General features: G+C 42.8%; 25 protein-coding genes. 5 read left to right on the forward strand and 20 right to left on the reverse strand.

The window, feature by feature from the left end:
• The first annotated feature begins 24 nt into the window (after positions 1-24).
• Positions 25-288, forward strand: coding sequence for a SemiSWEET transporter (locus CBM24_RS19375; protein ID WP_198385957.1), 264 nt, complete (start codon positions 25-27; stop codon positions 286-288).
• A 52-nt stretch (positions 289-340) separates the two neighbouring features.
• Here CBM24_RS19375 and CBM24_RS19380 read toward each other — a convergent pair whose 3' ends face one another.
• Both CBM24_RS19380 and CBM24_RS19385 read right to left on the reverse strand, forming a co-directional pair.
• Complete coding sequence (locus tag CBM24_RS19380; RefSeq protein ID WP_046675215.1) at positions 341-526, reverse strand: CsbD family protein; 186 nt, start codon at positions 524-526, stop codon at positions 341-343.
• A 96-nt stretch (positions 527-622) separates the two neighbouring features.
• A complete protein-coding gene (locus CBM24_RS19385; RefSeq protein WP_088162369.1) occupies positions 623-1,606 on the reverse strand; it encodes a YihY/virulence factor BrkB family protein in 984 nt (327 codons plus the stop codon).
• Between the two features lie 272 nt (positions 1,607-1,878).
• Here CBM24_RS19385 and CBM24_RS19390 point away from each other — a divergent pair, with 272 nt between their 5' ends.
• Positions 1,879-2,334, forward strand: a complete 456-nt coding sequence (locus tag CBM24_RS19390) for a PA2169 family four-helix-bundle protein (RefSeq protein ID WP_088162370.1) — start codon at positions 1,879-1,881, stop codon at positions 2,332-2,334.
• A gap of 212 nt (positions 2,335-2,546) precedes the next feature.
• On the opposite strand, the gene CBM24_RS19395 is transcribed toward CBM24_RS19390, so the two are convergent.
• The 17 genes from CBM24_RS19395 to CBM24_RS27930 all read right to left on the reverse strand — a co-directional run bounded on the left by CBM24_RS19395 (position 2,547) and on the right by CBM24_RS27930 (position 20,164).
• Complete coding sequence (locus CBM24_RS19395; RefSeq protein ID WP_088163677.1) at positions 2,547-3,731, reverse strand: glycoside hydrolase family 76 protein; 1,185 nt, start codon at positions 3,729-3,731, stop codon at positions 2,547-2,549.
• 67 nt (positions 3,732-3,798) lie between these two features.
• Entirely contained in the window at positions 3,799-4,923 is a 1,125-nt protein-coding gene (locus tag CBM24_RS19400) for a glycoside hydrolase family 76 protein (protein WP_088162371.1), read from the reverse strand.
• A 13-nt stretch (positions 4,924-4,936) separates the two neighbouring features.
• Positions 4,937-6,079: a SusE domain-containing protein gene (locus CBM24_RS19405; RefSeq protein ID WP_075993610.1), complete on the reverse strand. Its 1,143-nt coding sequence runs from the start codon at positions 6,077-6,079 to the stop codon at positions 4,937-4,939.
• 73 nt (positions 6,080-6,152) lie between these two features.
• Positions 6,153-7,778 (reverse strand): RagB/SusD family nutrient uptake outer membrane protein, encoded by a 1,626-nt coding sequence (locus tag CBM24_RS19410; protein ID WP_088162372.1) that lies wholly within the window; start codon positions 7,776-7,778, stop codon positions 6,153-6,155.
• Between the two features lie 11 nt (positions 7,779-7,789).
• On the reverse strand, positions 7,790-11,227 hold the full coding sequence (locus CBM24_RS19415; protein ID WP_232475576.1) for a TonB-dependent receptor: 3,438 nt from the start codon (positions 11,225-11,227) through the stop codon (positions 7,790-7,792).
• 214 nt (positions 11,228-11,441) lie between these two features.
• A complete protein-coding gene (locus CBM24_RS19420; protein WP_088162373.1) occupies positions 11,442-12,614 on the reverse strand; it encodes a FecR family protein in 1,173 nt (390 codons plus the stop codon).
• Positions 12,615-12,718: 104 nt separating this feature from the next.
• A complete protein-coding gene (locus tag CBM24_RS19425) occupies positions 12,719-13,333 on the reverse strand; it encodes an RNA polymerase sigma factor (RefSeq protein WP_232475577.1) in 615 nt (204 codons plus the stop codon).
• A 246-nt stretch (positions 13,334-13,579) separates the two neighbouring features.
• Positions 13,580-14,005 carry a hypothetical protein gene (locus tag CBM24_RS19430; protein WP_157698529.1) on the reverse strand — a complete coding sequence of 142 codons (426 nt, stop codon included), beginning with the start codon at positions 14,003-14,005 and terminating at the stop codon, positions 13,580-13,582.
• Positions 14,006-14,037: 32 nt separating this feature from the next.
• Positions 14,038-14,652, reverse strand: a complete 615-nt coding sequence (locus CBM24_RS19435) for a CHAP domain-containing protein (RefSeq protein ID WP_232475578.1) — start codon at positions 14,650-14,652, stop codon at positions 14,038-14,040.
• Positions 14,571-14,957 (reverse strand): hypothetical protein, encoded by a 387-nt coding sequence (locus CBM24_RS27395; RefSeq protein ID WP_157698532.1) that lies wholly within the window; start codon positions 14,955-14,957, stop codon positions 14,571-14,573. The genes CBM24_RS19435 and CBM24_RS27395 overlap by 82 nt, the downstream gene beginning before the upstream one ends.
• A 17-nt stretch (positions 14,958-14,974) precedes the next feature.
• Positions 14,975-15,523, reverse strand: a complete 549-nt coding sequence (locus CBM24_RS19445; RefSeq protein ID WP_070568210.1) for a DUF6266 family protein — start codon at positions 15,521-15,523, stop codon at positions 14,975-14,977.
• Between the two features lie 57 nt (positions 15,524-15,580).
• Positions 15,581-16,225 carry a DUF6266 family protein gene (locus CBM24_RS19450; protein WP_088162377.1) on the reverse strand — a complete coding sequence of 215 codons (645 nt, stop codon included), beginning with the start codon at positions 16,223-16,225 and terminating at the stop codon, positions 15,581-15,583.
• A 446-nt stretch (positions 16,226-16,671) separates the two neighbouring features.
• A complete protein-coding gene (locus CBM24_RS19455) occupies positions 16,672-16,977 on the reverse strand; it encodes a hypothetical protein (RefSeq protein WP_157698533.1) in 306 nt (101 codons plus the stop codon).
• Positions 16,978-16,993: 16 nt separating this feature from the next.
• A complete protein-coding gene (locus CBM24_RS19460) occupies positions 16,994-17,845 on the reverse strand; it encodes a LytR/AlgR family response regulator transcription factor (RefSeq protein ID WP_088162379.1) in 852 nt (283 codons plus the stop codon).
• 1 nt (position 17,846) lies between these two features.
• Positions 17,847-18,878, reverse strand: a complete 1,032-nt coding sequence (locus CBM24_RS19465; RefSeq protein ID WP_088162380.1) for a hypothetical protein — start codon at positions 18,876-18,878, stop codon at positions 17,847-17,849.
• Between the two features lie 111 nt (positions 18,879-18,989).
• Complete coding sequence (locus CBM24_RS19470) at positions 18,990-19,973, reverse strand: hypothetical protein (RefSeq protein ID WP_088162381.1); 984 nt, start codon at positions 19,971-19,973, stop codon at positions 18,990-18,992.
• A 65-nt stretch (positions 19,974-20,038) separates the two neighbouring features.
• A complete protein-coding gene (locus tag CBM24_RS27930) occupies positions 20,039-20,164 on the reverse strand; it encodes a hypothetical protein (protein ID WP_262507962.1) in 126 nt (41 codons plus the stop codon).
• Positions 20,165-20,503: 339 nt separating this feature from the next.
• On the opposite strand from CBM24_RS27930, the gene CBM24_RS19475 reads away from it, so the two are divergent.
• The 3 genes from CBM24_RS19475 to CBM24_RS19485 all read left to right on the forward strand — a co-directional run bounded on the left by CBM24_RS19475 (position 20,504) and on the right by CBM24_RS19485 (position 22,664).
• Complete coding sequence (locus CBM24_RS19475) at positions 20,504-21,526, forward strand: helix-turn-helix domain-containing protein (protein WP_088162382.1); 1,023 nt, start codon at positions 20,504-20,506, stop codon at positions 21,524-21,526.
• Between the two features lie 108 nt (positions 21,527-21,634).
• On the forward strand, positions 21,635-22,192 hold the full coding sequence (locus CBM24_RS19480) for a MauE/DoxX family redox-associated membrane protein (protein WP_070568231.1): 558 nt from the start codon (positions 21,635-21,637) through the stop codon (positions 22,190-22,192).
• Positions 22,193-22,334: 142 nt separating this feature from the next.
• A complete protein-coding gene (locus CBM24_RS19485) occupies positions 22,335-22,664 on the forward strand; it encodes a hypothetical protein (protein ID WP_070568235.1) in 330 nt (109 codons plus the stop codon).
• A 44-nt stretch (positions 22,665-22,708) separates the two neighbouring features.
• On the opposite strand, the gene CBM24_RS19490 is transcribed toward CBM24_RS19485, so the two are convergent.
• Positions 22,709-24,070, reverse strand: a complete 1,362-nt coding sequence (locus CBM24_RS19490; protein WP_070568238.1) for a RagB/SusD family nutrient uptake outer membrane protein — start codon at positions 24,068-24,070, stop codon at positions 22,709-22,711.
• Position 24,071 lies beyond the last annotated feature (1 nt).

Consider the following 24,071-nt stretch of genomic DNA (forward strand, 5'->3'; position numbering starts at 1 on the left):
TGATCACATAAAACCGAAGTCCTTATGATCAATGAAAACTTTCTGGGTATTATTGCAGGTATCCTCACATCTATTTCTATGCTGCCGCAGCTCATCAAAGTGCTAAAGGAAAAGAATGTGGATGACCTTTCCCCGGTTATGCTACTAACATTAATCATAGGACTTTCCCTATGGGTATGGTACGGCATAATGAAAACCGAAGTACCGATTATCTATTCAAATAGCTTTGCTGTTCTCGTGAACCTTTGCCTGCTGATCAGTTATCTGATTTATAGAAAAAAGACCTAAAAAAAAGGCGGATAACATTTCTGCTATCCGCCTTTAACACGAAAACACTATTCTACAAACCGTTCAACCAACTATTGACCTCATCTTGTGTTTTACCTGTTTTCTTTTGAAGTTTACCTACCAACTCATCTTCCTTGCCTTCTGCATATAGTAAATCATCATCTGTAAGATCCGCATATTGCTGTTTTACCTTACCTTTAATTTCGTTCCAACGACCTTTCCATGTTAATTCGCTCATAATAATTTTCCTTTCGTTTTTTATAAATAGAACAGCCTGCAGCTGGAATCGTTTAAAAAAAATTGTTATCAAATGTTAAAAAATGTTCACGGCGACTTACTCCGTTTTATCAATGGTGGTTTCCTCGGAATCCAGTGGTGCCGGTGGAATTTCATCCACATTCCGCTCTATTTCCTGCGTTTCCACATGTACCGCAAACTCAGAAGGTTCGATCGGAATAGCCATTTCCGTTGCGTACTCTCGGGTAAAAATAGCACCAAAATAAAGGATTGCAGCGGTATAGTATACCCAAAGCAAAATAAGCACAAAAGAACCTGCTGCTCCATAAGTATCCTGCGTTGCCGAACGTTCTAAATAGATTCCGATCAAGTAACGGCCAATCACAAAAAGAATGGCTGTAAATAGAGCTCCGGCGCGAACAGTCTTCCATTGAATGTTGACATCGGGTAAGGTCTTGAAGATCACGCTAAAGAGGATCACAATGACCACAAAGGAAATGACAAAATTGATAAGATTCATGAGCACCACAGTGATATCGGGAAAGTAGCGCTGCAGCTGACCTGTCAAGGCCAGGATCACACCATTTATAATTAACGTAACCACCAATAAAAAACCCAGACCAATAACGAGCGACGACGACAGCAACCGGTCCTGGATTAACTTCAGCCAACCTTTTTTTGGTTTTGGGCGCACATGCCAGATCTTATTGATGGAGTTTTGCATATCGCCAAAAACCGTGGTTGCCCCAAGAATCAAGGTCACCAAACTGATCACCAAGGCCATATTGGATTTTCCGGATAACTGGAGGTTTTGAATGACCTCTTCAATCTGTTTGGCGGCACTATTGCCTACCAAGCCGTTCAGTTCGGTAAAAACCTTTCCCTGAATAGCATCGGCCCCATAAAATATGCCGGCCAGTGCGATCACTAAAACTAGGATGGGGCCGATGGAAAAAACGGTATAGTACGACAGTGAAGCACTATATTTCATGGAGTCTTCATTTATAAATCCCGATACGGTATTTTTAAGTATCGTCCAATACCGCTGCAGCTTGCTTGTATTTTTCTTTTTTACATCCATTACGTTCTTGTTTTTTTTTGGAATTATTTTTTTAAGTTGTTATCGTTTTTAAGAAAGAAACTACTTAAATAGACATAAGGTTTGTTTTTTAAGAAAATTAGGTCTGAACTGTACTCACCTGCCCTTCCCCTTAAATGCGTCTTTAGCCCAATTAATCAAATCTAAGTATCCTAAAAATCAAGAAGTAAGCCCCAGATAATTACATAAAAGAAATAAAGCTAAACTATTGATTAATCTAAGTTGTTCCTCCTAAAAACAACTATTAAGAGCATATGAAAAGTAATCAGAATGACCCCAATATTTTAAATGACCTTATTAAAATCAACAATGACCGCATCGAAGGATACGAGCTGGCTATTGATCTGGCCAACGAGCAGGGCGAAGGTGCCCGTGAAGCCGTGTTCAGAAAGATGATCGGGCAGTCTGAAAAGTTTATTGCCGAACTCAGTCCATTGGTTGAGCTTGCTGGCCAATACGCGACTGACCGGACAAAATTAAGTGGCGAGCTTTTTCGGCTGTGGATGGTGATCAAATCAAAATTATCGGGCGGTAATATGCAAGATTTATTGGAGCATTGTGAGCGCGGCGAGGCAGCGTTCCGAGAGGTTTACGACAAAGCGCTGGCGGAGGAAAACAAGCTGTCTATCGGGGCCAAAAACTTGATCCAGATTCAGCTGAGCCAGCAGCGGGAAGCCCATGAAAACATTAAAATTCTGTGCGGGATCTAGATTTTTCTGCATCAATGAGTCAATGCAAAAATAGTAAGAAAAAAAATAGGCTAGGGAACCAATACCTAGCCTATATAAATACAATAATCTAACTTGCCTAAGTTATCCAAAAAAACCACTGTCAGCGCAAGAATGTTTTAAAAATTTCTCAAAAATTCCGACTGAGCATCAGTAGCGTCGCCCCTATCGTCGTCAGGAAATTGATACATGAATTAATATCCTAGTTTTGCCAAACGTCCATACATCTCCACAAAAGCGCATTGATCTAACAGCCACTTGGATTTTTGCTTTTTCTCCAAAGTCCAGTCGACATCAAAAAGTCCGTCCTGATCCCTCATCTTATACCATGCACGGTCTAGGTTTTTCGCAAAAATATCAATATAGGTTCTATTTCCGTCCTGTTCAAATAAACTGATATATCCCCTCATCATTACAGCATGGAACCATAAGTTACTATTCTTTAACATTGGAAAAGTATCTTGGTCCGTGGTCTGAAAAAAATACGCTAAACAAGCTTTTGCCAGCTCTTGGGCATCAATCAGATATTTTTTTTCCTTGGTAAGCTTATAAAGCAAGGCTGCTGCTTGCAATATCTGTCCGGAATTATAGGAATACTTGGCCTTACCAATATTTCCATTGAGCTGAATATTATCCCAATAGAGTTTATCCGTTGGGTCTTGCAGACCTGCCTTTGTCCACGCATAGAGTTGTCGCGCTTCATTCAGATAGTCTCCCTCTTTAGTAGCTTCAAACAGCTTTAGTGCAAATACTGCCGCAGGAGCATTGGAACAGGTATTTTTAGATTCTTTTTTCTGTTCACACCAATAGATTCCACCACCGAGCTTGTCATCCGCACCACTTTTTACAAAAGCCCAGATCTCTTTCGCATGCTTAAGATAATCGACCTTTTTTGTCTGCAGATAACTATCGGCAAAGTCAATACCCAACCAGACGTTATCATCATAAAACCGGTCTGATGGCGGAGCAGAATTGATATAGGAAGCATAACCAACAGGCTCTCTGGAATGATCCCTATATTCCATTAATCCTGGCAGCACGCGTTGGTCCAGGATCTTTTGGTAAAGCGCTTTGTTCTTTGGGAGTTCCATCAATGTGTTTACAGCGGAAAAGCTTCCGGAGAATGGCCATAGGTAAGCATATTTCTTTTGCACGGTCGCCTGTTCGGAATTATCAAGATAATCCGCTTTAAAGGTTTCGTCGAAGGGATATTTCTCGGTCAACAGTTGATTTTTGGCATTTCCATACTTAGCGTAAACAATAGCTAACGTTCTTTGGGCACGTTCGGCAGACTGTCCTTTATTGAATTGCCCATAGCCTGTTAAATAGCATAAACCCGACAGCAGCACAGTTGTCGTTATCTTATAGATTTGTCTCATCAGCATATGTATTTTAAGAAGCCTTCGAAACCTTTTGGGTCACGAAGGCTTCTTTGTGTTCATTCCATTATTTTAATTTATTTTCATAGCTTGCTAATCCTTCAAAAAGCATCGCAGCACTTGCATAGGCAGTAATTTCACTATTGCCAATAGGTGGTTGCGCCCAGGACGGACCAAAGAACAGCGTCGGTAGACTTGTTCCCTTGGTCCAGGCAATTTTACCATTATTGACCAAAAATTTCTCAAACTTACTGCGGTAGGCTGCATCAATTCCTTCCTGATTTAAATAGTCTACAAAATATCGTATAAATATCCCTTTAAACAATGCGCCGTCGCCGCTTCCCTCGTCGCGCAAAATATTATTCCCGCCATCGATACAACGTGTGATTGTGTAATAACTAATTTTTTGCGCATCAACCAGATAAAGCTGATCTTTAGTAATCTTAAAAAGCTCCACTGCGGTACCAAGGAACGTCCCCTGATTATAAGTCAGTGTTGTCATATCCACATTACCTGTCTGACCATTAATATTGTCATAAACAGCGCCCGTTGACGGATTGTACAGTGTTGCTTTTTGCCATTCGTAGATCTTCTTGGCCCAGGTCAGGTAGTTTTCATCTTTTGTCAAACGATATAGTCTAGCTGCCAGAATACTAGCTGGCCCATTCGAGCAAGCATTTTTGCTATAGCGCATATCTTTCTTCCAAGCCAATCCACCGCCTGCATATTGCTCATCCCATGCGCCAGCAATATCTGTCCATAAAAGCAATACCGTGTCGAGATATTTTTGATCCTTGGTAATTTCATATAAGCGTAATATGGTCAGTGCATTCCATTCCATGTCATCATAGAATACGTTATAATAGGTATTGCCATTTTTGATCTTCACACCTTCAAACCATTTGCTGAAATAGGCACTATATCTGCTGTCCTTCGTTCGTAGATAGGCATCGATAACAACATCCATCGCATGTGCATTGGGCCAATATTGAAATCCCAGATCGGATTGATTGATCGCATTGTTAAAATACCCGGCCTCATTCCAGAATCCGGCAATCATCTTATCGGAAACCTGCGTTGCAATAGTTGTCCAGCTTTCCTGTACAGTGTCGTCATAGGGGTAGCTGTCCTCAATCTTGGTGCATCCTAAGAGTAGAAACAATAGGGATGACAGTATAATCATTTTATTCATCGGGTCTCCTCCTTTAATTTGGTACGACAGTATGCGTATAGTCTTTGTCGCCTTGTAAAATCATCGATATTTTTGTTGGATGGCCGTCTACTGCATCCGCAAATTTCCATTTATCGTCCCATTGTGAAAGATTGGGCAATATTCGGACGAAATAATAAGAAGGAGCTGATGAACTATTGGGCGGACTGTCCGTCCCGTTTTGAGTTCCCAACTGTAAGGTTTCAGCCTTTCCAGCCTTGACGGTTTCCATTTGGAACTTATAACGTTGGTCACGACCCCAACTTTCCTGTTTAAAATTGATGATACCTGTTGCGGACCAAATTCCCTTACCTTGATAAGGTAGATCCAACACCACAGCTCCGGATGGAGAAAAATAAACGCCCATGTTTTTGATCTCTGTGTAAGTAACTGCTGCCACATTGAAATCAATTCGAATACGATATACTGCTGTCTTGGCAATGCTGTTACTTCCGGTTTCACCTTCTTTTATTTTGGTTTGATCTTCCGAATAGAAAACACGTCCCTCAGCAGACTTGCGATCCGTAAAGGTGTATTTTTTTCCGGCTTCCAATTTTGTAAAGATCTCATATTCACCATTACCTACCAATTTAAAAGGTAAAGATGCGGCAACATCCGTCCCACCCTCAGTCGCCTCTCCAGTGATAAATAATTCATCGGGGATCTCTGCAAAGCCTTCCAGTGTTTTGATATTCAATACTTTCTTTGCTTTGCTCAATACCCGTTTCATTCCACGGATAGCATATACGGACCAGATCACATCGCCGCTCTCACCAGGGTTAATCCCAGCTTTCGTTGCTACCTGATTCAATATTTTGTGACTAATATTGGCGCCGTTTGAGTTTCCATTATTATCCGACGTAACTGTATAAAGAGGCTTGCTAAAATCGCCGTCGAGCTTATCAAAAACAACTTCATATTGAGCTGCCCCACCGTCGGCCACCAAGGCCGACTCCCACTCAAAATACAGCGCTGCGGAGCTGGAACTTAATAATTTGACAGCTTTTCCATCTGCAGGGGCATATAGGTTCTCAACAGCCGACACCTCTGCGTCGGCGTATTTCATATCGTCTTTTTTACAGGAAACGATGCTCGCAGCCAATGCGACCATTGCTATAACTTTAAAATACCATTTCATGTCTATATCATTAATTTATGGTTCGAAACGTACATTTTTTAATGCGCCGTTTGCGCTAGTTTTTGAATTAAATTTAGTTTGAGTAGCCCAGATTGTTAGGCAATAAATTTTTATTTAGATCGATCTGAGTTCGTGGTATCGACCAGAGATAATCTCTACTTTCATCAAATCGGCGGATATCCAGTTTGATATTACTATTGTTACCACCATATTTAGCACCCAATACCTGGCCGTCCAAATAGGTTTTACCAGCTTTCCAGCGCATGATATCATAGTAACGCAATCCCTCAAGAGCAAGCTCACTTCGCCGCTCATTTCGGACAATTGTTTTCAGATCTCCGGTAGTCGGAAAGTCTAACGCTTTTGATGCTTCAAAACCAGCCCGCTGACGAATAGGTCTGATCGTCATATCCCACACTGCTACATTGAGTTGTCCCAGTGCTTCTTTTGCTTCTGCATACATCAATAAGATATCGGCGTACCGAAACATGATGATGTTCAATCCAGCATCGTATTTTACCGTTGCTGTTACATCGTAGTATTTCTTTACGTAATACCCTGTGGCGGAAGCGTTGGCACTTGCACCCTGATATTCATCGAGCCGTTCCTTATTTGTTGTACCAGAGCCGGGTTTGATAAAGATCTTACGTGTTGTACCGTCAAAATCAGTCCATTGCCCACCATGAAAAACGATGGTTGCGGCCATGCGTGGATCGCGGTTGACATAGGGATTATTGTCGTTATATTGCGGATCCGTAGCAATGGTATTTCCGCCCAGTGTCAAATAATTATCGACCAGACTTTGTAATGGTGCATAACCATTTAAACGTGCTTGAGCAGAGATTGGTGCTGCATCATATAACTTATTCCAGGTTTTTAATAAAGGTACATAGGCATAATCCAGAATAACCTCTGAATTATATTCATTGGCTGCAGTAAACAACTCCGGATAACTGCGGAATAAAGCGTAAGTACCAAATTCCGTTTGTTTTTTCATCAGATTTTCACAGTATTCCAATACTTTATTCCAGTTGCTTTCATAGAGATAGGCCCGGGCTTGAAAGGCTGAAGCGGCCCCCTTGGTAATCCGGCCACGGTCGTCTACCGGTAAAGCATCTCTGTTCGGTAGATCGGCCATACATTGATCCAACTCTTGATGGATAAAGGCCATGATAGTCGCTTTTTCTGTCCGAGGAAGAGTCTTAGACTCTTCCAATGAGATATCTTTCGTGAAGAAAGGCACAGCGCCATAGAAATTAACAAGTCTAAAATAGAGAAATGCACGGATAAAGCGTACCTCGGCGATACGGCGTTTTTTGAGTGCCGCATCCATTCCAGGTACACGCTCTACATTCTCTAGATAGACATGGCAAGTCTTAATACCACCGTAAAGATCGGACCACTCTGCCCCAAAGCGGCCCAGTGTTGGATCGGCGGTTCCATTACGAATTGCGCGCTGGTCTGTGTTTGAGCGCCCCTCAAAAATATTATCACTCAGGGCTTCATCATTCCACATACGATCTGCTGAATACAGCTGATTATAGGCCATATTGACCATTTTTTCGGCGTTGTCTGGATAGTCCCAAAAATTTTCATCGGTAAAGCGATCTGTTGGCAGCGTATCCAACTTATTACAGGATGTTAATTGGAGAATTGCCATTAAACTCAAGCCTCCAATAAGTATCTTATATAGTTTCATTACATAAAAGGTTAGAATTGAATATTTAATCCACCGCCATAGTATTTCAACGTCGGATAATTGCGGGCACTATTGGCCGAACCACCCATGTTAGAATCAAATTCGGAGGATTCGGGATCTATCCAGGAGTTTTTGCTCAAAGTCAGCAGGTTTTGGGCATTGATGAAAAAGCGAACACGCTGCAATCCCAATTTCGACACGACTTCTTTGGGTAACGAATAACCTACCTGTATATTTTTCAATCGAGCGTATTTCCCGTTGAAAAGATAGAGATCAGAATCTTTCCCAAAGTTGTTGGTCGATGCTGTTGATCCATTTGCAGTCAGTCGGGGCCAGCGTCCATCAATATTGGTCGGCGTCCAGTAATCGAGTTGATGCTGATAAATGGTATATGAATAATTCTGATGAAATGGTTCGATCAATTCTCCCCGGATCATCATATCGCGCTTGCCTACCCCTTGCCAGAACATACTAAAATCAAAATCTTTATAATTCAGGTTATAGGTTAGACCAAATGTAAAGCGGGGGAAACCATTGCCCAACACAAAGCGGTCCCGTGCATCGATAATTCCATCGTTATTGCGGTCGACATACTTTACATCTCCGGGGCGCAGATCTGCTGCCGTAATACCGCTCGGCAAGGCCGAAGTTTCAATATCCGTTATATTTTGAAAGAATCCGGCCATCTTGTACCCATAATAGGAATTATAGGGTAGCCCAACACGCGTTAATTTAGTAATGTTATCGACTGTCGAAATACGGTCATCGCCGGGCATCGCAATAATCTTATTGTGGCTATCGCCCATATTCGCATTGATCGTATGTTGGAAACCTCCTGTTGTAGCCCGGTAGCTGAGGTTGATTTCCCAGCCCTCATTGTTCATTTCACCTAAATTCTGATTCTTTAAGGAAGTTCCGAATGTGGAAGGTATTTGTGGCGACATCAAGATATCAACTGTACGCTTTTTAAAATAATCGAAACTGGCCGTTAATTTATCATGAAAGAAGGTGGCGTCCAAGCCAACGTTGAAATTATAGGTTTTCTCCCAGCGTAGATCCAGACTGGCATAGTTAAATCCCGCAGCAGAAACAGGTTTGTTGTTAAATCCATAACTGTTCTGATAGGATTCATAGGTAAAATAATACGCGTAGTCGTCTACGGCCTGATTGCCCAGAACACCATAAGTAGATCTGATTTTTAGGCTACCGACATGTTGTTTATACCAATTCATAAATACTTCGTCGGATGCCCGCCATCCGAGGGATCCCGAAGGAAAGAAGCCCCAGCGATTAGCTTTCGAAAACTTAGAAGAGCCATCGTAGCGAAAGCTAAATTCGGCAAAATACTTACTTGCAAAGTCGTATCCGGCACGACCGAAGATCGAATTGATACTATTTTGCAGTGTCCCATTTGGTGTCACACGGGCACTCACAGGATCAATGACTGTCCCTGTCGTAGGTGTACCGAGGACCGGATCAGTAAATTTCATTTTCAGTTCGTTTTGTCGGCGTGTATAGGATTCGTTGGATGCTCCAAACAGACCTGATACATGATGACTGCCAAAAGTTCGGTCATAATCCAGGAGCAGCTGAAAGTTCAATAAGGAAGCTTTTTCGTTAAAATCTTCGGTATTGCGGTCTGAATTGACGTAGACCTGTGCTTGCGTGGCATCTGGACTGGAATATAATGGCACCTGGATTCTACGGATAGAACGGTGATCTGCATAGATGTCCGCTCCGAAGATACCACGCAGTTTTAAACCTTCGAACAGTTTTGCTTCGAGATTCAGGTTGATATTGAAATAGTCGTTATCATTTTTAATATAGCCGCCTTCATTCAGTTCAGCCAAAGGATTTTGATCTGTCAGTGCATTGTTGACAAGGTATTTTCCATTATCGGCCTGCATGCGGTAGTAGTAATATGGAGGAAGTCTGGAAGCATTGATAATGGCACTTCCGGCCGTATTGCTCATGTTGTTGTTGCGGGTATAGGCTAAGATTGAGGTCAGTTTAAAACGACCTATCTCTGTACTGAGATTACTCCGCAAATTGTACCGCTTAATGCCAAAGTCCTGTCCGACAAAGTTGCTGGGCTGATTGTAGAAGCCGCCTGAAAACAAATAGGAACTTTTATCGCCGCCCCCGGCCACACTGATATTATATTTTTGCTGGAAAGAGTTTTTCATGATTTCCGGCAAGTTCCACCGCTCGATATCCTGATGGGCATATAAGTCTGCGATAGCCTCTGGTGAAAACTGAGGATCCATTCCTGAATTAGTCAGCGCAAGATTACGAAGGGTCGCGTTTTCATATCCTGCAACAGGTGAAAATAAAATTTTAGGTTCTTGCACGCCCCACTGGGTGCCGACAGTCACCGCAGGCCGCTGATTTTGGCGTCCTCTTTTGGTGGTTACCAAAATAACGCCATTTGCAGACCTCGAACCGTATATAGCCGTAGAACCGGCGTCTTTCAATACCGACACCGTTTCGATGTCATCCGGATTGATCTTATTGAGTGTTCCGCCTTCTGTAATAATTCCATCGATCACCACCAGCGGCGCATTACTGTTTATGGTAGATATTCCACGAATATTGATATTCATCGAATTATCATTGGGGTCCATGCTTTTCTGTTGGATGGTCAAGCTGGGCGAGGCTCCCTGAAGGGCTTGCGTTACATTGCCTACAGGTCGGTTTTCGAAAGTCTTCGCACTGATCTGGTCAACGGCCCCAACAACACGCTGACGTGTCGTGGTCCCATAACCGATTACGATAACTTCTTCGAGCTGACTGTTGCTATTTTTCATGATTACATTGAGCTGCCCCGATCCATCGGTCCGCAGGGAGGACAGTTCTCCGGTCAATGCATCATAACCAACAGAGGAGAATATCAGCGTTGCTTTGGGCGAAAGGTTTGTGAGCGTAAACATACCATCACCATTGGTGGTAGTACCTATAGATTCATTTCCTTTGACCCGCACAGAGACATTTGCGAGAGGTTCGCCACGTTCATTGGTCACGCGTCCTTTTACAGGGACTTGATTTGGGGTCATCATAAACTCCATCGGTGCGGACTTTATGGAAGCTTTTGGCTTATCGTAAATGACCACTGTCTTATTATCCAACTGGTAAGACAAGGGCTGATCTTTAAAGATCTGGTCCAATACATCCGACAATTGACGGTCCCTAACTTTGATGTCAACAGGCTTCGCGTTTACCATCTGCCGTTCCGTGTATAGAAAATTGTATCCCGTTTGGGATTTGAGTTCCCTAAATATTTTCTTAAGGCTCATGTTGGAGTATTCTAATGTTACCTTTTGTGCAAAGGTGGTAGCGCTAACCTGCATAAAAGTAACCAAGATAATTATGGTTGTCAATCGCATAATAAGCCATAGTTTACGGAATAGCAGATACGCTATCTCCTTTTTTCTGATATAATTTTGATACATTTGTAAGGTTTATTTGCAGTGTATTCGAGTCGTCCAAAACAGAAACATACTGCAGATTGGATAGTTAAATTTTAATTGTCCCTAACGGCAACCGAGTCCCTTCAGGATCTTGGTTGCTTTTTTATACCCCACCTTGGTGGTTATTCGTTTTGTCGTTTTTTGTTCATCGGTTTGTTTATTTAGGTTATTGTGTAATTAATTATTTACAGGATCATTACGGAAGTACATGTATTTTTTTTCCGTCTATTCTGAAATGAACGGCGCCCGTTTTTTCGAGCAGACTTAAGACTTTTTGAACATCATCAAAACGCGATATTCCGCCACCAAATTTCTCGGTTGTTTTTTTACCCTGATAGATGACCTCAACATTATACCAGCGTGCCACCTTGCGCATGACGCTTTCGATATCATCTTCATCGAACATAAATTCGTTGTTTGTCCAGGCAATAACCGGAGCTGTATCTATCGGGTGGGATTTTAGCACCCCATGAGCTGTAAGGCTCGACTGCTCTCCCGGCGCTAATAGTAATTTTTGATTATGGGAACTGACCTGCACACGACCTTCAAGAAGAGTGGTCTGTACCGCCGATTCATCGGCATAACTATTTACATTGAAATGAGTACCGAGCACTTTGACCTGCTGATCAGCTGCCTGCACAATAAAGGGCTGTTTGGCATCCTTCGCTACTTCAAAATAAGCTTCACCGGTCAGTGTGACAGTTCTGTCTTTCTGATTGGCGAAACTAACCGGATAGCTGAGCGAAGAAGCGGCATTGAGCCATACTTGTGTACCATCAGGGAGTTTAATCCGATAGGTTTCTCCTTTGGTTGTCGATAAGGTATTTTGCTCGATTTCGCCCTGTGTCTTACCGCTGACTTCGTAAATCAATTGGCCATCCGTTGTTTTAGAGATCCTTATGCCCGATTCTTCCGCAATCCGACCGTTTTGTGTTTCATGTAGATGAATCTGCTTGCCGTTGGCCAGCGTTAAGGTTGCGGATTGTTTTCCGGGTGATATCCCATTTTGTGCAGCTTGCGGAACTACGCTTTTATTTTCAATGGTAAGAAACCAGCGACCAATCAATAATAGTCCGATAATAGCCGCTGCGATTGCGCCAATACGTTTCCAATCCCACAGTGATCTTGTTTTCGGTTTATTGATCTGAAGATGCAATTGGTCCCAGGTATTATCCAGTACTGCCAATAAGGTTGGATCATCCAACAGATGTTGATCGATGGGATCGTCCAAAACCTCCTGGATGAGTTCTTGAAGTAATATTTTATCCTTGCCTGATTTTACATAGGACAAAAACGCACGGGAATTTTCTTCGCTAAGTTTCCCCTGTATATATCGCCTTAACGTATATCGAAGTGTTTTCTTTTCCACAATTGGTTACCCTCTTTTCAGCTAATACACTTCAGCGGTACAGATCATCTGCTCTGCCTGCAAATTTATTTTACTTTTTTTCTATGGAATGAAAATTTTATGCGTTAATGCTGTTGGAGAAGTATAAAAGAAATAATGAGCAATGTGGATTTATCCAGGATTCCATGTTTCTCTTTTATATATTTCGTGGCTTTTACGATATGGTCGTTAATCGTAGAAGTCGATATACTCAACAAGTCGCTTACTTCGGCGTAGGTTTTGCCCTCAATTTTACAAAGTTTATAGATCAGTTTGCGTTGCGGCGGCAGCTGGTCAATGGTCTGTGACAGCCATTCTTCATACTGCTTTTCATAGAGTTCTTCTTCGACGTGACTGTACAAGGCAGTATTGTGAAGACTAAGATAGGCCTGAACTTGTTTTTCGAGGTTATTTCGCCGGATAAAATTATAGACAGTATATTTGGCGATCTGGAATAGATAAGCTCGAAAAGGCTGCTCGGGATCAATCAACTCCCGCTTATCCCATACTTTAATAAATACTTCCTGTAATAGTTCGACTGCGTCTTCTTCGGACTTGACCATCTTACGGATGTTGAGATAAATACGCCCACTATACATACTGTAGACCTGCCGGAAAGCACGCTGACAGCCAGAACGAAGGGAGATCAAGACAGACTTCTCTTCAGTATTGCAGGAATATTTCATAAGTTGGTCTTTCACGTACTGTGTCCTAGTAATTTGTGGATTACTCCCTTAATGGTTACGAACAAATATAACAAAACTAAAACGGTTTTGCTTTTTTAAATAAAAATTTAAAAAGATTAAGAAATTTTGATCTTTTTCAAGCAAATATAACAGGAATTCTCCTTCGCATAAAAAAGGAGACTAGGGTTAATAATCCCTGTCTCCTTCATATCCCAACGATACCTCGCGAAGCCTTTCTCTAGCCCTCCTTCCAAAAGCAAACTAAGGCAATAGACGAGATCTATACCATCTCCAAAGGAGAAAAAGAAGCAAGGCCAAGCCGATGATCCAAACCAGCTGGGCAGCTAGCATTTGGTTGCCACTTTTTTCATGGTTGACCTGCTTTTGTTTTTCCTGTTCGCTTTTTTCAGTCAGCTCCAATACCTGTTTGCTGACTCTTTTGGCGGACTCATGCCATACTAAACCTCCCGACCGGGCAGATAGACCACTATCTGGGGAGAAACGGAAAGCGCTGTCCGTCCAAAAATACCAAAGGCGGGAAAGCGTATCCTGATGGTCGGAATACAGCCTTTGGAGCTGCTCGGTATACTGCCGGCGCGTATCCGTTTCTTGTTGTCTCTGATATTTTTTACTATCGTAGACCTTACAGGAGACCAGCAAGGATAAGAGTCCCCCGTAAGATATCATCTGGTATAGCCTTGTTTTCATCATTCCTCCTTTCAGTCCAGCCAATTTGAAAAAGTATAAATGGTAGCCAAAGGACGCCGCTTGCACAACACACGATTGTCCACATTCCCTTCCACAGTCACGATCCAATTGCCCTCCTTTTTTCGCACAATCCCCACATGGTTGATACGTTGGTGGCTGGAGCTATAGATCGCGAAAAGATCTGCCTGGCGTACACTCCCCTGCCCGATCTGCTGGTCTGTATAACGCCGGGCCACTGGAAAAAGTGCCGGACTCCAGGCGTTGCGCGGAACAGCAAGGCCCTCCTGGCCATAACACCAGGAGACAAAAGCCGCACACCAGGCATGGCCCTTTCCAAGACCAGTATACGCTAGGTATTCCTCGACTCGTATGCCATAGTTATTGCCTCTGGCTTCCTGCACACCAATTTCGTGTACCGCAATATCGACAATGCGTTCGCGTACACCCGTGCTGGCGCAGCATTTTACTGATTTGTCATTTCCATGCACCACTGCGGAAGCGGTGCCTAGGGGCTTAGCATTGTTGCCTGTCAGTATATGGCCGCCTACAACAGTATTGCCAAAACGGCTAAGAACGAGAATAGCGACAGAAAGAATACCGAAAAATAAATAATGCATTGTTGCCATGATGTCAATTGATTAAAGTGAAGACTAAATTCCTGACGGAAAAACTTAAAAGGCTGCCAAAGCATTTCCTGAAGCCAAAAGCAGCAATAAATAGCCGCTAGACCAGCAAGTATACCAAAGAGCAGCACGGAGAGGGTACCAAGATCCAATACCCCAGCTGTCGGATCGATTGCTTGTAGCAAGAATCCCGATAAAATAAAAAATAAAAGAAGACAGGCCAGTACGATGCCAAGCAGCTGCCTTCCCGTTAAAGGCCAATAGATATCTTCGATATCGGAGACCATTTGTTTTTGTACATATTCCATTTTACTTTTTTAAAAAATTATTTAATCAGATAAGTCCCTAGATACTGGCTCCGTGCATACTTTATACCATCTCTTTCGCAGCAGACAATATAAAGCAAGAGCTCTTTTCCGAGCAGTGAAGGAGGGATATCCAAGGCGACCTGTTTCTCGCTGCGCAAGGCTAGGCGCTGACTTCGGATCGCCACACCTTCTTTCACCTGATATGCGATCAGTTTGACATGATCATCCCAGGCACAAAATGAGGAAAAACTATCGTAACTGACCAGTATCCGCCCAGTTTCCTCGACTATATCTGAGACCAACACCCCAGGCAACGTACCGTCGCTGAGCCATACTTTTTCGGGATCCACAAAAGGCCCCTCTTCCTCTTCAGCAATGGCCATGTTAAGTACATGTGAAAGTGCGAGGTTAAAGGGATATACCAGTCTTTTTTTTCGTTTGGCTAGAAATTTATATCCATCAGCCAGAATCGATTTCAGCGGTGACAAAAAACTCATTGCCAGCGCAAAACGTTTCTGCTGGTCAAGTTGGGCAGCAGACCGTTTCTTATTTGATTTTTTCTTCATAATAGAAAAAAATAGAGGGGAATATCATCCATAGCGGACGATATTCCCTATGAATAACTAAATGAGCTGTATCAGCCCCAAATAACTACTTTTGGATACGCGCTTTTTCTTGCGGTCGGCCATAAAGATCCACAGATGCGCCGAGCCACCGAGCAAATGTGCAGGCACTACAAAAGTCGTGGTACCTACCTGGCGGGTTGGCACGATAGAGGGTGCCAAAAACTCATCCTGTTCGGGATGATACCCGATGATGTACACACCGTCATCGTCTGCTGAGCCGTAGATGTCATTGTTGTTCGAATCCCAGGTGACCGTCATCTCTTCATCGGCGAAAGACGCACCTTGGGGCGGCCCCAGAAAAAAAGCTCCGTCGGCAATTCGGATTTTACTATAGTCCAGTGTAAAGTCCGGATAAGTACCCTGGATAGCCAAAGGCAGATTAAACTGAAACGCAGCATTGAGGGGTGTCTGCCGATCGGCTTTTTTCTGTCCGAATCCGACCTGCAGGTACGAATTGATGGGCATTAAAAAACGCATCAGCAATTTGAACTTTGCCTGCGTGATCAGCTGCTCCTGACTAGCCGGTTTATTACTCTTTTTATAAAGCCCTTTGAGGTAGTTGATACTCTTCCAGCTGGAGCCTATCACGGAGCCGGTCTTACCGCTTATACCTCCGTTTATTCCATTTACTATTGTTCCCATTTTTCTGTTTTTTAAAAATTAAACCCTTGTCAGTGGCTAAGACATACCGGTATTTAAGCCTGACACCACAAACGTAAAAACTTAAAAAACAAAAACATACAGCAACAAAAAGACTGACAGAACATTGGCAGGAGCAGTTCGGTAATTAGGCAGGGAGCTGGCAGGACAGCCCCCATATACCATCCTCTTTATACACTTGCACCCGACCAACACCCAAGCAAGTCCCGGCCCTGCTCGGGCTTTCCAGCAGTTTTCATGCGGTCCGCTTCGAGTCACACCCGAACAGATCCCGATGGCCACCCGAAGAAAACCCAAGGAACGGTCGAACAAAGGTAGGCGAAAGGTTGAAGATGGGAAGGTGTTGGTCAGGTATTGCTCCGAAAGACAAAATAAAAAGGTCCTCCGAAAACGAAAGACCCCAAAAATAATCTCAATCCATCCTGGATTTACAGATTCCAGTAGGCACGTTTAAACCGTTCTACGCTGGTCTGCAAAAACAGGCGTTTGCCATTTTCCTTACGTACCGTTCCGAGCATCCCCTTATGCTGGTATCGGTATAAGGTTCTCTCGCTGATACCGACAAATTCCTGTACGTAAGCCGCATCCCACCAGACCGCAGCGCCTTCATCAGGGATTTCATTCTTGATTTGCATTTTTTGCAATTTGCTGTACAGCATATGGAGGGCAAACAATATCGTAGCATCATTCCCTTTATGTGTATTTTTTCGTGTTTTATTCAAAATTATCTTCATAAAATCAGTATTAACATTACATCCTTTGACTCGTGTTCGTCATCTCTTTTCCCTCTCTGACGATACCATGTATCTGAAACTTACCACTAATGGAATTTTGCTCAATCCACTGGTCAAAATATTGGTATTTTCCCTTTTCGCCGCGGTTTATTTCTATATCAGGAAGGAATACATGATGGGCAGTCACCCCCAGCACGTGCTTGAGAGAAACCGCAACACTTCGGTGTACCTGTGCAAAACTCGCCTTGGGTAACAGGGCGAGCATATTACCGAACGATTCGTTGACTTCAACGAAAGTTTTATCATTCATCCATATTCTGGTCTGATTATTTTTTGCTTCAATATAACAGATCTCATCATAGTTTAGCCTCTTTTTTAGAGCCCCTCGTTCTCCATAGAAAAAGCACCTATTATCATCATTCAAGTTATTTAAACCATAATGCTGAATTCTCTTTTTTGCTCTGTCCATAGCTTTATAAAAACGTTCCTGTTCGAAGGGCTTGAGAAAATAATCGGTTACCTCGTAGTGAAACATTTTGTCGCCTACTTCTCTATTCGTACTGCAAACAATCACCTGAAGATTTGCAATACCCGTGTTGCCCCGCTTGAGACTTTCCAGCTGCCCCAAAATATCCAGTCCCCCAACGATGGGCATCTCAATATCAAGAAATAGAATATCCAGTTTTAAGCGACGCAAGGCCACTAAGGCTTCCTTGGGATTGGTCGTCGCATACACACATTCGACACCATCTGTCAAGTCTACGTATCTTTTAAGATCATCTACAACATCAGGATCATCATCCACAATCCCCACACAGATTTTTTGGAGCCGTCCCTCCTGCTTTAATATTTTTTTTATTGTATCCATGTTAAAAATTTATATCCAAGTTCAAGTAAAATATACCGTCAGCCATTTGTTTTATCAAGGAAAATGCTTCGCCGTATTCCAGCCGGAGCAATTTTGTCAATTGTTCTAAACCAGTGCCTCCTTCTTCAAAGATCCAGGCAGACTGTGATGAAACCTTATTGGTACAACTTATTGATACCCTCTCCATATCACTAAACACATAAATAATACTTTCAAAAGAGCTGTCGCTATAATCGCCGTGTTTGACCATATTTTTATACAGGCTCAATAGCATCATGGGAATAATCGGATGGTTCCAGTCCTGAATATCCGACTGCAGATGAATGTGATGCTCACCATACAGGCGCATCAGCTGCTTCAGATAAAAGAGCTCATCTTCCAATTTTCCCGATATATGCTGTCTAAAGTTCATCGTTCGCATAGCATAGGCTTCCAGACCAAAGAACAGTTCTATTCGGGTCAGAACTGCAGGTCGCTTTCGTACCAGACGGGTAAAGCTCTGTGTCAGATTGCCCATGAAATGAACGGTCCAGTTACGAAAAAGCCTTGCTTTCAGACTTTCTAGAGAATGTATTCTTTTCCATCCCAAATGCCTGAAAAGACCTGCACTGAGATTGTAAATGATCTCAATAGCCAGAATTAAAATGCCTTTGAGCACAAAAGTCACATAGAAAGTAAATACGTCGATTCCAAAGTCTACCGCTCTGAACAATTTGGGGTTTTTGAGTACTTTCCGGCTAAGCTCTGTCGGAAATTGATATAGCAGCAGAAAAACTGCTAGGGCTGTCAGCAAAAAATAACCGATCATGATGCCCACCCGTTGCAAGGTAAAACGCCTAAATAGCGCACGTCGCAGCCAAGCTCGATTGGTATAGCTAATGCCCAACATAATGGGAATCATTAGTATGATAATACATACATGCCCCCAGCCGAATTTATAGATATTGACTAGGCTAATCCAGGCAAAATAGCCACCCCAAAAAATAAAGTGAAATCGCGCTGATAATGGTTTAAGAATACTGTCCTTGATCATAATTGGTTTAGGTAATAAAAAAACAAATCCTTATTTTAATAAATAAATTATTTTAAGAGACAATTTATCAATTAAAGAAGATTTATACAACCTCAGTCAAAAAAAACACGTTTAAACATTCAACCATATCTTTCTAAATTTTTGACGGGCTATTTCAAATTCCTTGGTTCCAATAACCACCGAACGACCAGTCGCCAGATCAAAGAGCATTCTTTTTCCCTGCACAACAAACGGTAGCCAAAGGTTTTGTAAAGGCATCTGCTTCTGCTTTATCACCAGCTCATGATCAAAGACTGCCGGCAAGCATTCCCATTGCACCAGTTCTTCCGCAGCAAGTTCCTCCACAAGATCAAGGATATACTGCAGTGCAGGTTGGTAGTCGGACCTATTGTTCACATATCGTCCTTCCTCTCCAAACCGAAGGGTAATTTGCCCGTCTACCATTGTCATGATGGCAGCTCTGATTGGTACCTTAGTCCAAAAGCTTAACGCGGCGATCCCCTCACGTAAAAGCAGATCCGATTTATGCAGTCTGACCGGTACCCATCCCTTTGAAGCCTCACCAGCACTAAGCTGCCCATCGATAAAGAAAATCAGGTGGTAGTTTTTCCGAAGTGCTTCCCTGAGCTTTAAAAGCGGATTACCCTGATCAGCACGAATGAAGATTAATTCGTTCTCGGTCGCTTCCCGGCCAAAGGAGAGCCGGAACTGCTTCCTGTAAATCTGTCCCTGCGCTTCAAAGACATCGGAACGCAATAATATGGCCAGCTTATGTCCCAGCAGCATCAATGCCCTTGCGATCAGGCCATATGGACCAATATGTAAGCAGGCCCAGATGCGAGGCCCCGGATCGTTCCCAGGCCAGGCTTTGATCAGCTGCGCTAATAAATTGTCATCTACCTGATAATGCTGCTGATTGGACCATTCCTGATGTATCCGCAGGGAACGGATAAGCCCCCCTGCATCCCGAATCAATTGCCAATGGTATAAGAGGGCTACAGCTTTGAGCGATCTGTACCAGCTGTGGCTATTCAGGGCTAATGTATCTGTCATTAAATCGGAGTTATGCCCCATATTTTGAGGTATATTGTTCATACTTGTTCGACTAATTGGTTATCAAAAAAGGGTGTCCGGATCACCCATCAGTTTACTATTTGTGCTTAGAAGTAGTAGATATCACATTTTTCCTCCTCAGCATCGCCCAAGAGCTCTGCTGTTTCCGCATTGGAAAAGGTACAAAGTGCCTGGTTAGCCAAAAGCTGCAATTCTATAAAAAGCTGTTCCATATTGATTTCATCTTTTTTGTATCCGTCCAGCACCAAACTTGCCCAGTTTGGTCACTTTGCTTTCGGGCCAGGAAAGCGAGGTGATCACGGTGGCGAATTTGGCAGAAATGCAAGACATCAGCTTCATTTTTGGGTACATCGGTTGTGGATCAGGGTGAACCGCTAATTTTTTAGCCCGTTAAAATTCACCCTACTTCTAGACCTGTTCGCCATCTCCCCAGACCTATGCACACTTTTTTTTGATAATCTCGCTCCGTTTTATTAGAATACATTTTTCGATAGATTAAAATCAGTAAATCAAGTAGTTAAACCAACCATTATTAGCTAAAGTTGATCTTTATGGAAAGAAGTTATGACTTTGTCCTGCCACAGGAATATGAGCCTGTTACCTCTCCGATACAGCGTCTGACTTATCCTATTCGCAATGCCCAGGTACAGCATTGGCAATCGGTACATAACTGCATCTGCGAGCAGACTTTTGATGGCCGCTATGGCTATCTCTATTATTATGAATTTTGGATGGAACATGAAGAAACCATCCCAATCTATACCTCAATGGGCGACCTACATCTTACCTACCCTTTGCTAAGTGACTCCCCCTTAAGGCAAAGCCATTACACACAGGATTTTGCTATTGAATTTGCCAAAGGGCGGGGTGCTTATCTTTATCTTGCCAAAGGCGAATACCGATTAACCATTCCAAAAGGTCGTCACATCTTGGTGGGCTTTATTTTGGATGCCGGGCTTTTTCGGCCACCTGCCAACCGGCACTTCGGTTTTTTGGATCATCTGGTACAGGCCAAGAAGAATCAGTCACCGCAGTCGGACAAGAGTGTTACCTTCCGTGTGGGCGATGTCACCAAGCAGCAGCTACAATTGCTTTTCAGCAAGATCAACCCCAATATCCTCGACAATGAGCATATGCTCTTAAAGCAGCTGATCTTTCTGATCCAGCTGAGCCGTTTTAAGATACAAGACGATGGCAAGGAAGAACTGATTGAGCAGGCGCGGAATTTACTGCAGATAATGATTTTGCACCAGGGGGCGCAGGTTCGGTTATCTGATATAGCTGGAGTACTGAGGAAGTCCAGAGATTATATCAACGAAGAACATAAAAAAAAGTATAAGTGCACATTTCATGATTATCGGAATCAGCTGCTATTGCATCATATTGCTTCCACTATCGTGGGCAATGAGAAATTGGCTACTACGGCCGAAGAGTGTGGATTTAGCAGTGTTATTGAACTCAACAAATTTATCAAAAACCAGACAGGACTTACTCCGGGATCTTTTAAGCAACAGCAGGAAAATGCTAGCAATGCACCCTTATCTGCCCAAGGTGCTCAAGAACCGCCTTCCTAAACAATTCTGTTTTCTGCCAATTGATCGCTTGTTTTCTGCTTAACGCTCGCCCTTTTATCGCTGTAATTTAGCATTGTAAAACTTGGTAAGCGGTTAACAAAAAAGACTATGGAACGAAGCGGAAACTATATACAACATGATGGAACTGGGGTGGCAGGTACAGTTTCCAAAAAAGCTAAGCAATCAAAGCGGCAAACCTATATGGAGTGGTATATTCTGATCGCATTAGTCATGCTGATCCTATTACTTTTCTTCACTGGACTTGGAAAAGTATTTAACCATGCAGCTTTTGTGAGTCAGCTTCACAAACAGCCACTTCCGCAATGGGCGATGGCCATTTTGAGCTATTTGCTTCCGATGTTGGAGCTGGGGACTGTCCTCCTGATGTGTATTCCACAGGTAAGGATATGGGGCTTGGGGCTGGCTATTTTATTAATGACAGCCTATTCGATCTATGCCTATTTGGCCTATATCGAAATCTATGGTTATGTGCCCTGTGCCTGCGGAAAAGTATTTGAGAAAATGAGCTGGAAACAACATTTTCAATTCAATCTGGCGGTTACTTTACTTGCGGCACCGGCATGGCTGATGGAATACAAACTAAAAAAAGCAATAAAAACTATGCATAGCGAATCCCGACGGGGATTCGACCAGCAGGAAAGGTAGTCAATAGTTGAGCGATATCTTCTTTCGGGATTGCGACAATTCAGATATATCGATAAACCTACGACAAGGCAAGTCTCCGAGACAGGATATTGAAGGATTAGAAACTACCGACCTGCATTTATAAACTTTAAAAATTATCGACATGAAAAAAGTAAAATTAGTTGTTCCAATTTTGGGAGCAGTTTTGGGATTGGGTGTCTATGCTGGACACGCCAATGAAATCAGTAGAAAAGCGACAAGCACTACTGAGCAATCGTGGGAAGTCATTAATCCAAGTGGTGATCTGACCGACCCAGACAATTACCAGCCCTATTCGGGTGATATTGCCACATTATGTCCAAGCGACGAAGTTCTATGTGGTATCAAAGCTGAAAATGACGGTGCTGGTAAACCACAAATGACAAACGAGCTTAAATCTGAAATCAATTCAGGAACGCCAACTAGTCATGTGTTCTATCGCGCGGAAAATTAAGATCTGCAAAAAATAGGAAAGGGCGGTGGTTCGCCCTTTCCTATCTATCGTGGATTCTGGACAAGCCCTCCAGCAACGACAACCGAGTATGGGATCAATAGCGCAAATCGCTTATCGTTAGGTTCTAAAATATATTCCTTTCCATCAAAGTTACGTACGATTCGAATGCCCGCATTATAGTGCTTATTCAGCCGTTTTATGTCCGACCATCGCGTACCAAAGCGAAAAGCCAGTTCCTTTTTACGTTCGCTCAATATAAAGTCGATCAGTTCAGCCTTTCCAGCGGGTACAATGGGTAGCTTGCTTGTTTCATAACGTGCTTTCAACAATTCAACCATCGTATTACCAGCATCAATCAACTGATTTGACCTTGCTTCACATTCGGCTTTAATCAAATAAAGTTCATCTACTGCAAGACCGCAAAATGCATAGCTTCCTATTGTACCCGCATAGTTTCCTTTGAAATTGTAAAATCCATTTGCATTTTTTTTGTAATACAGTGTCTTCCTCAAATCACCTCCGTTGTACTGTTCAAACAGTACTGTGTCGACAAAAGATTTTGTTCCCGTAAATATGCCACCTGATGACGCCATACCACTATGAAAGATAACTTCCTTATTCATTAATTCAAATGGAATTGCCGCTGTTGGCGACACCATCCTATAATCAATAAGATCCTTTTGGATCGCTAAGGAAAGATTCGCATAGTTTAAGGCTTCACTTACATTCCCCATGTAGAGGAACACCCTGGCCAGTACAGCATAAGCGGCAGCTTTGGATGGTCTCGTCTTTTTGAGCGGCAGATTGGGGAGCAGACCAGCCGCATCCCGAAGATCTTTGGTGATTTGCAAAAAAGTATCTTCCAGATTAGTACGTTGAAAGTTAACATTGATATCTGAGGTCGTACGAAGTGGGATGCCAAGCTCGTTCTTTGCAGTACCAGCTTCATAAGCCTGCGAAAACTCCTGAGCCAGCCAGAATAAATTCCATCCCCTGTGAAACAACGCCGTTCCCTTGACCAAATCCCTTTCCGAATTTGACATACCGTCTAAATCTGCCTGATCAACGTTATCCAAAACGATATTTGCATACATAATCTTTTTGTAGCTTTCGGTCCAGTCTGTCAATTTAGTCTGTTCGTTATTCAAAAGATAAACATCACTTAATTCTGCCGCCAAACTCTTCACATCTTTATCGTTCATAAAATAATAGTCAGAGGCGACATCCATCCCGATCGGAAAGCTGCGTACGGTATAAAGCTCATAATCCATTAATGCCTGTAGATCTTTCAATGTTTTGGGAACTGCCAATGAACTTTTGGATTTCTCATCCAAGAATTTGTTACATCCTGCCAATGTTATCAACAAGCAGTATAGTATGGTTGAAATTATGTTTGTCTTCATCATG

The organism is Sphingobacterium sp. G1-14, from assembly GCF_002196555.1.
Taxonomy (GTDB): Bacteria; Bacteroidota; Bacteroidia; order Sphingobacteriales; family Sphingobacteriaceae; genus Sphingobacterium; species Sphingobacterium siyangense.

Coding starts and splice junctions, on each gene's coding strand:
- CBM24_RS19415 (WP_232475576.1), bottom strand. CDS start 11,227: ATGTATCAAAATTATATCAGAAAAAAGGAGATAGCGTATCTGCTATTC.
- CBM24_RS19450 (WP_088162377.1), bottom strand. CDS start 16,225: ATGGGAACAATAGTAAATGGAATAAACGGAGGTATAAGCGGTAAGACC.
- CBM24_RS19380 (WP_046675215.1), bottom strand. CDS start 526: ATGAGCGAATTAACATGGAAAGGTCGTTGGAACGAAATTAAAGGTAAG.
- CBM24_RS19410 (WP_088162372.1), bottom strand. CDS start 7,778: ATGAAACTATATAAGATACTTATTGGAGGCTTGAGTTTAATGGCAATT.
- CBM24_RS19445 (WP_070568210.1), bottom strand. CDS start 15,523: ATGAAGAAAAAATCAAATAAGAAACGGTCTGCTGCCCAACTTGACCAG.
- CBM24_RS19385 (WP_088162369.1), bottom strand. CDS start 1,606: ATGGATGTAAAAAAGAAAAATACAAGCAAGCTGCAGCGGTATTGGACG.
- CBM24_RS19395 (WP_088163677.1), bottom strand. CDS start 3,731: ATGAGACAAATCTATAAGATAACGACAACTGTGCTGCTGTCGGGTTTA.
- CBM24_RS19485 (WP_070568235.1), top strand. CDS start 22,335: ATGAAAAAAGTAAAATTAGTTGTTCCAATTTTGGGAGCAGTTTTGGGA.
- CBM24_RS19455 (WP_157698533.1), bottom strand. CDS start 16,977: ATGAAGATAATTTTGAATAAAACACGAAAAAATACACATAAAGGGAAT.
- CBM24_RS19460 (WP_088162379.1), bottom strand. CDS start 17,845: ATGGATACAATAAAAAAAATATTAAAGCAGGAGGGACGGCTCCAAAAA.
- CBM24_RS19375 (WP_198385957.1), top strand. CDS start 25: ATGATCAATGAAAACTTTCTGGGTATTATTGCAGGTATCCTCACATCT.
- CBM24_RS19475 (WP_088162382.1), top strand. CDS start 20,504: ATGGAAAGAAGTTATGACTTTGTCCTGCCACAGGAATATGAGCCTGTT.
- CBM24_RS19435 (WP_232475578.1), bottom strand. CDS start 14,652: ATGGCAACAATGCATTATTTATTTTTCGGTATTCTTTCTGTCGCTATT.
- CBM24_RS19480 (WP_070568231.1), top strand. CDS start 21,635: ATGGAACGAAGCGGAAACTATATACAACATGATGGAACTGGGGTGGCA.
- CBM24_RS27930 (WP_262507962.1), bottom strand. CDS start 20,164: ATGGAACAGCTTTTTATAGAATTGCAGCTTTTGGCTAACCAGGCACTT.
- CBM24_RS19405 (WP_075993610.1), bottom strand. CDS start 6,079: ATGAAATGGTATTTTAAAGTTATAGCAATGGTCGCATTGGCTGCGAGC.
- CBM24_RS19465 (WP_088162380.1), bottom strand. CDS start 18,878: ATGATCAAGGACAGTATTCTTAAACCATTATCAGCGCGATTTCACTTT.
- CBM24_RS19390 (WP_088162370.1), top strand. CDS start 1,879: ATGAAAAGTAATCAGAATGACCCCAATATTTTAAATGACCTTATTAAA.
- CBM24_RS19490 (WP_070568238.1), bottom strand. CDS start 24,070: ATGATGAAGACAAACATAATTTCAACCATACTATACTGCTTGTTGATA.
- CBM24_RS27395 (WP_157698532.1), bottom strand. CDS start 14,957: ATGGAATATGTACAAAAACAAATGGTCTCCGATATCGAAGATATCTAT.
- CBM24_RS19430 (WP_157698529.1), bottom strand. CDS start 14,005: ATGATATCTTACGGGGGACTCTTATCCTTGCTGGTCTCCTGTAAGGTC.
- CBM24_RS19400 (WP_088162371.1), bottom strand. CDS start 4,923: ATGAATAAAATGATTATACTGTCATCCCTATTGTTTCTACTCTTAGGA.
- CBM24_RS19470 (WP_088162381.1), bottom strand. CDS start 19,973: ATGAACAATATACCTCAAAATATGGGGCATAACTCCGATTTAATGACA.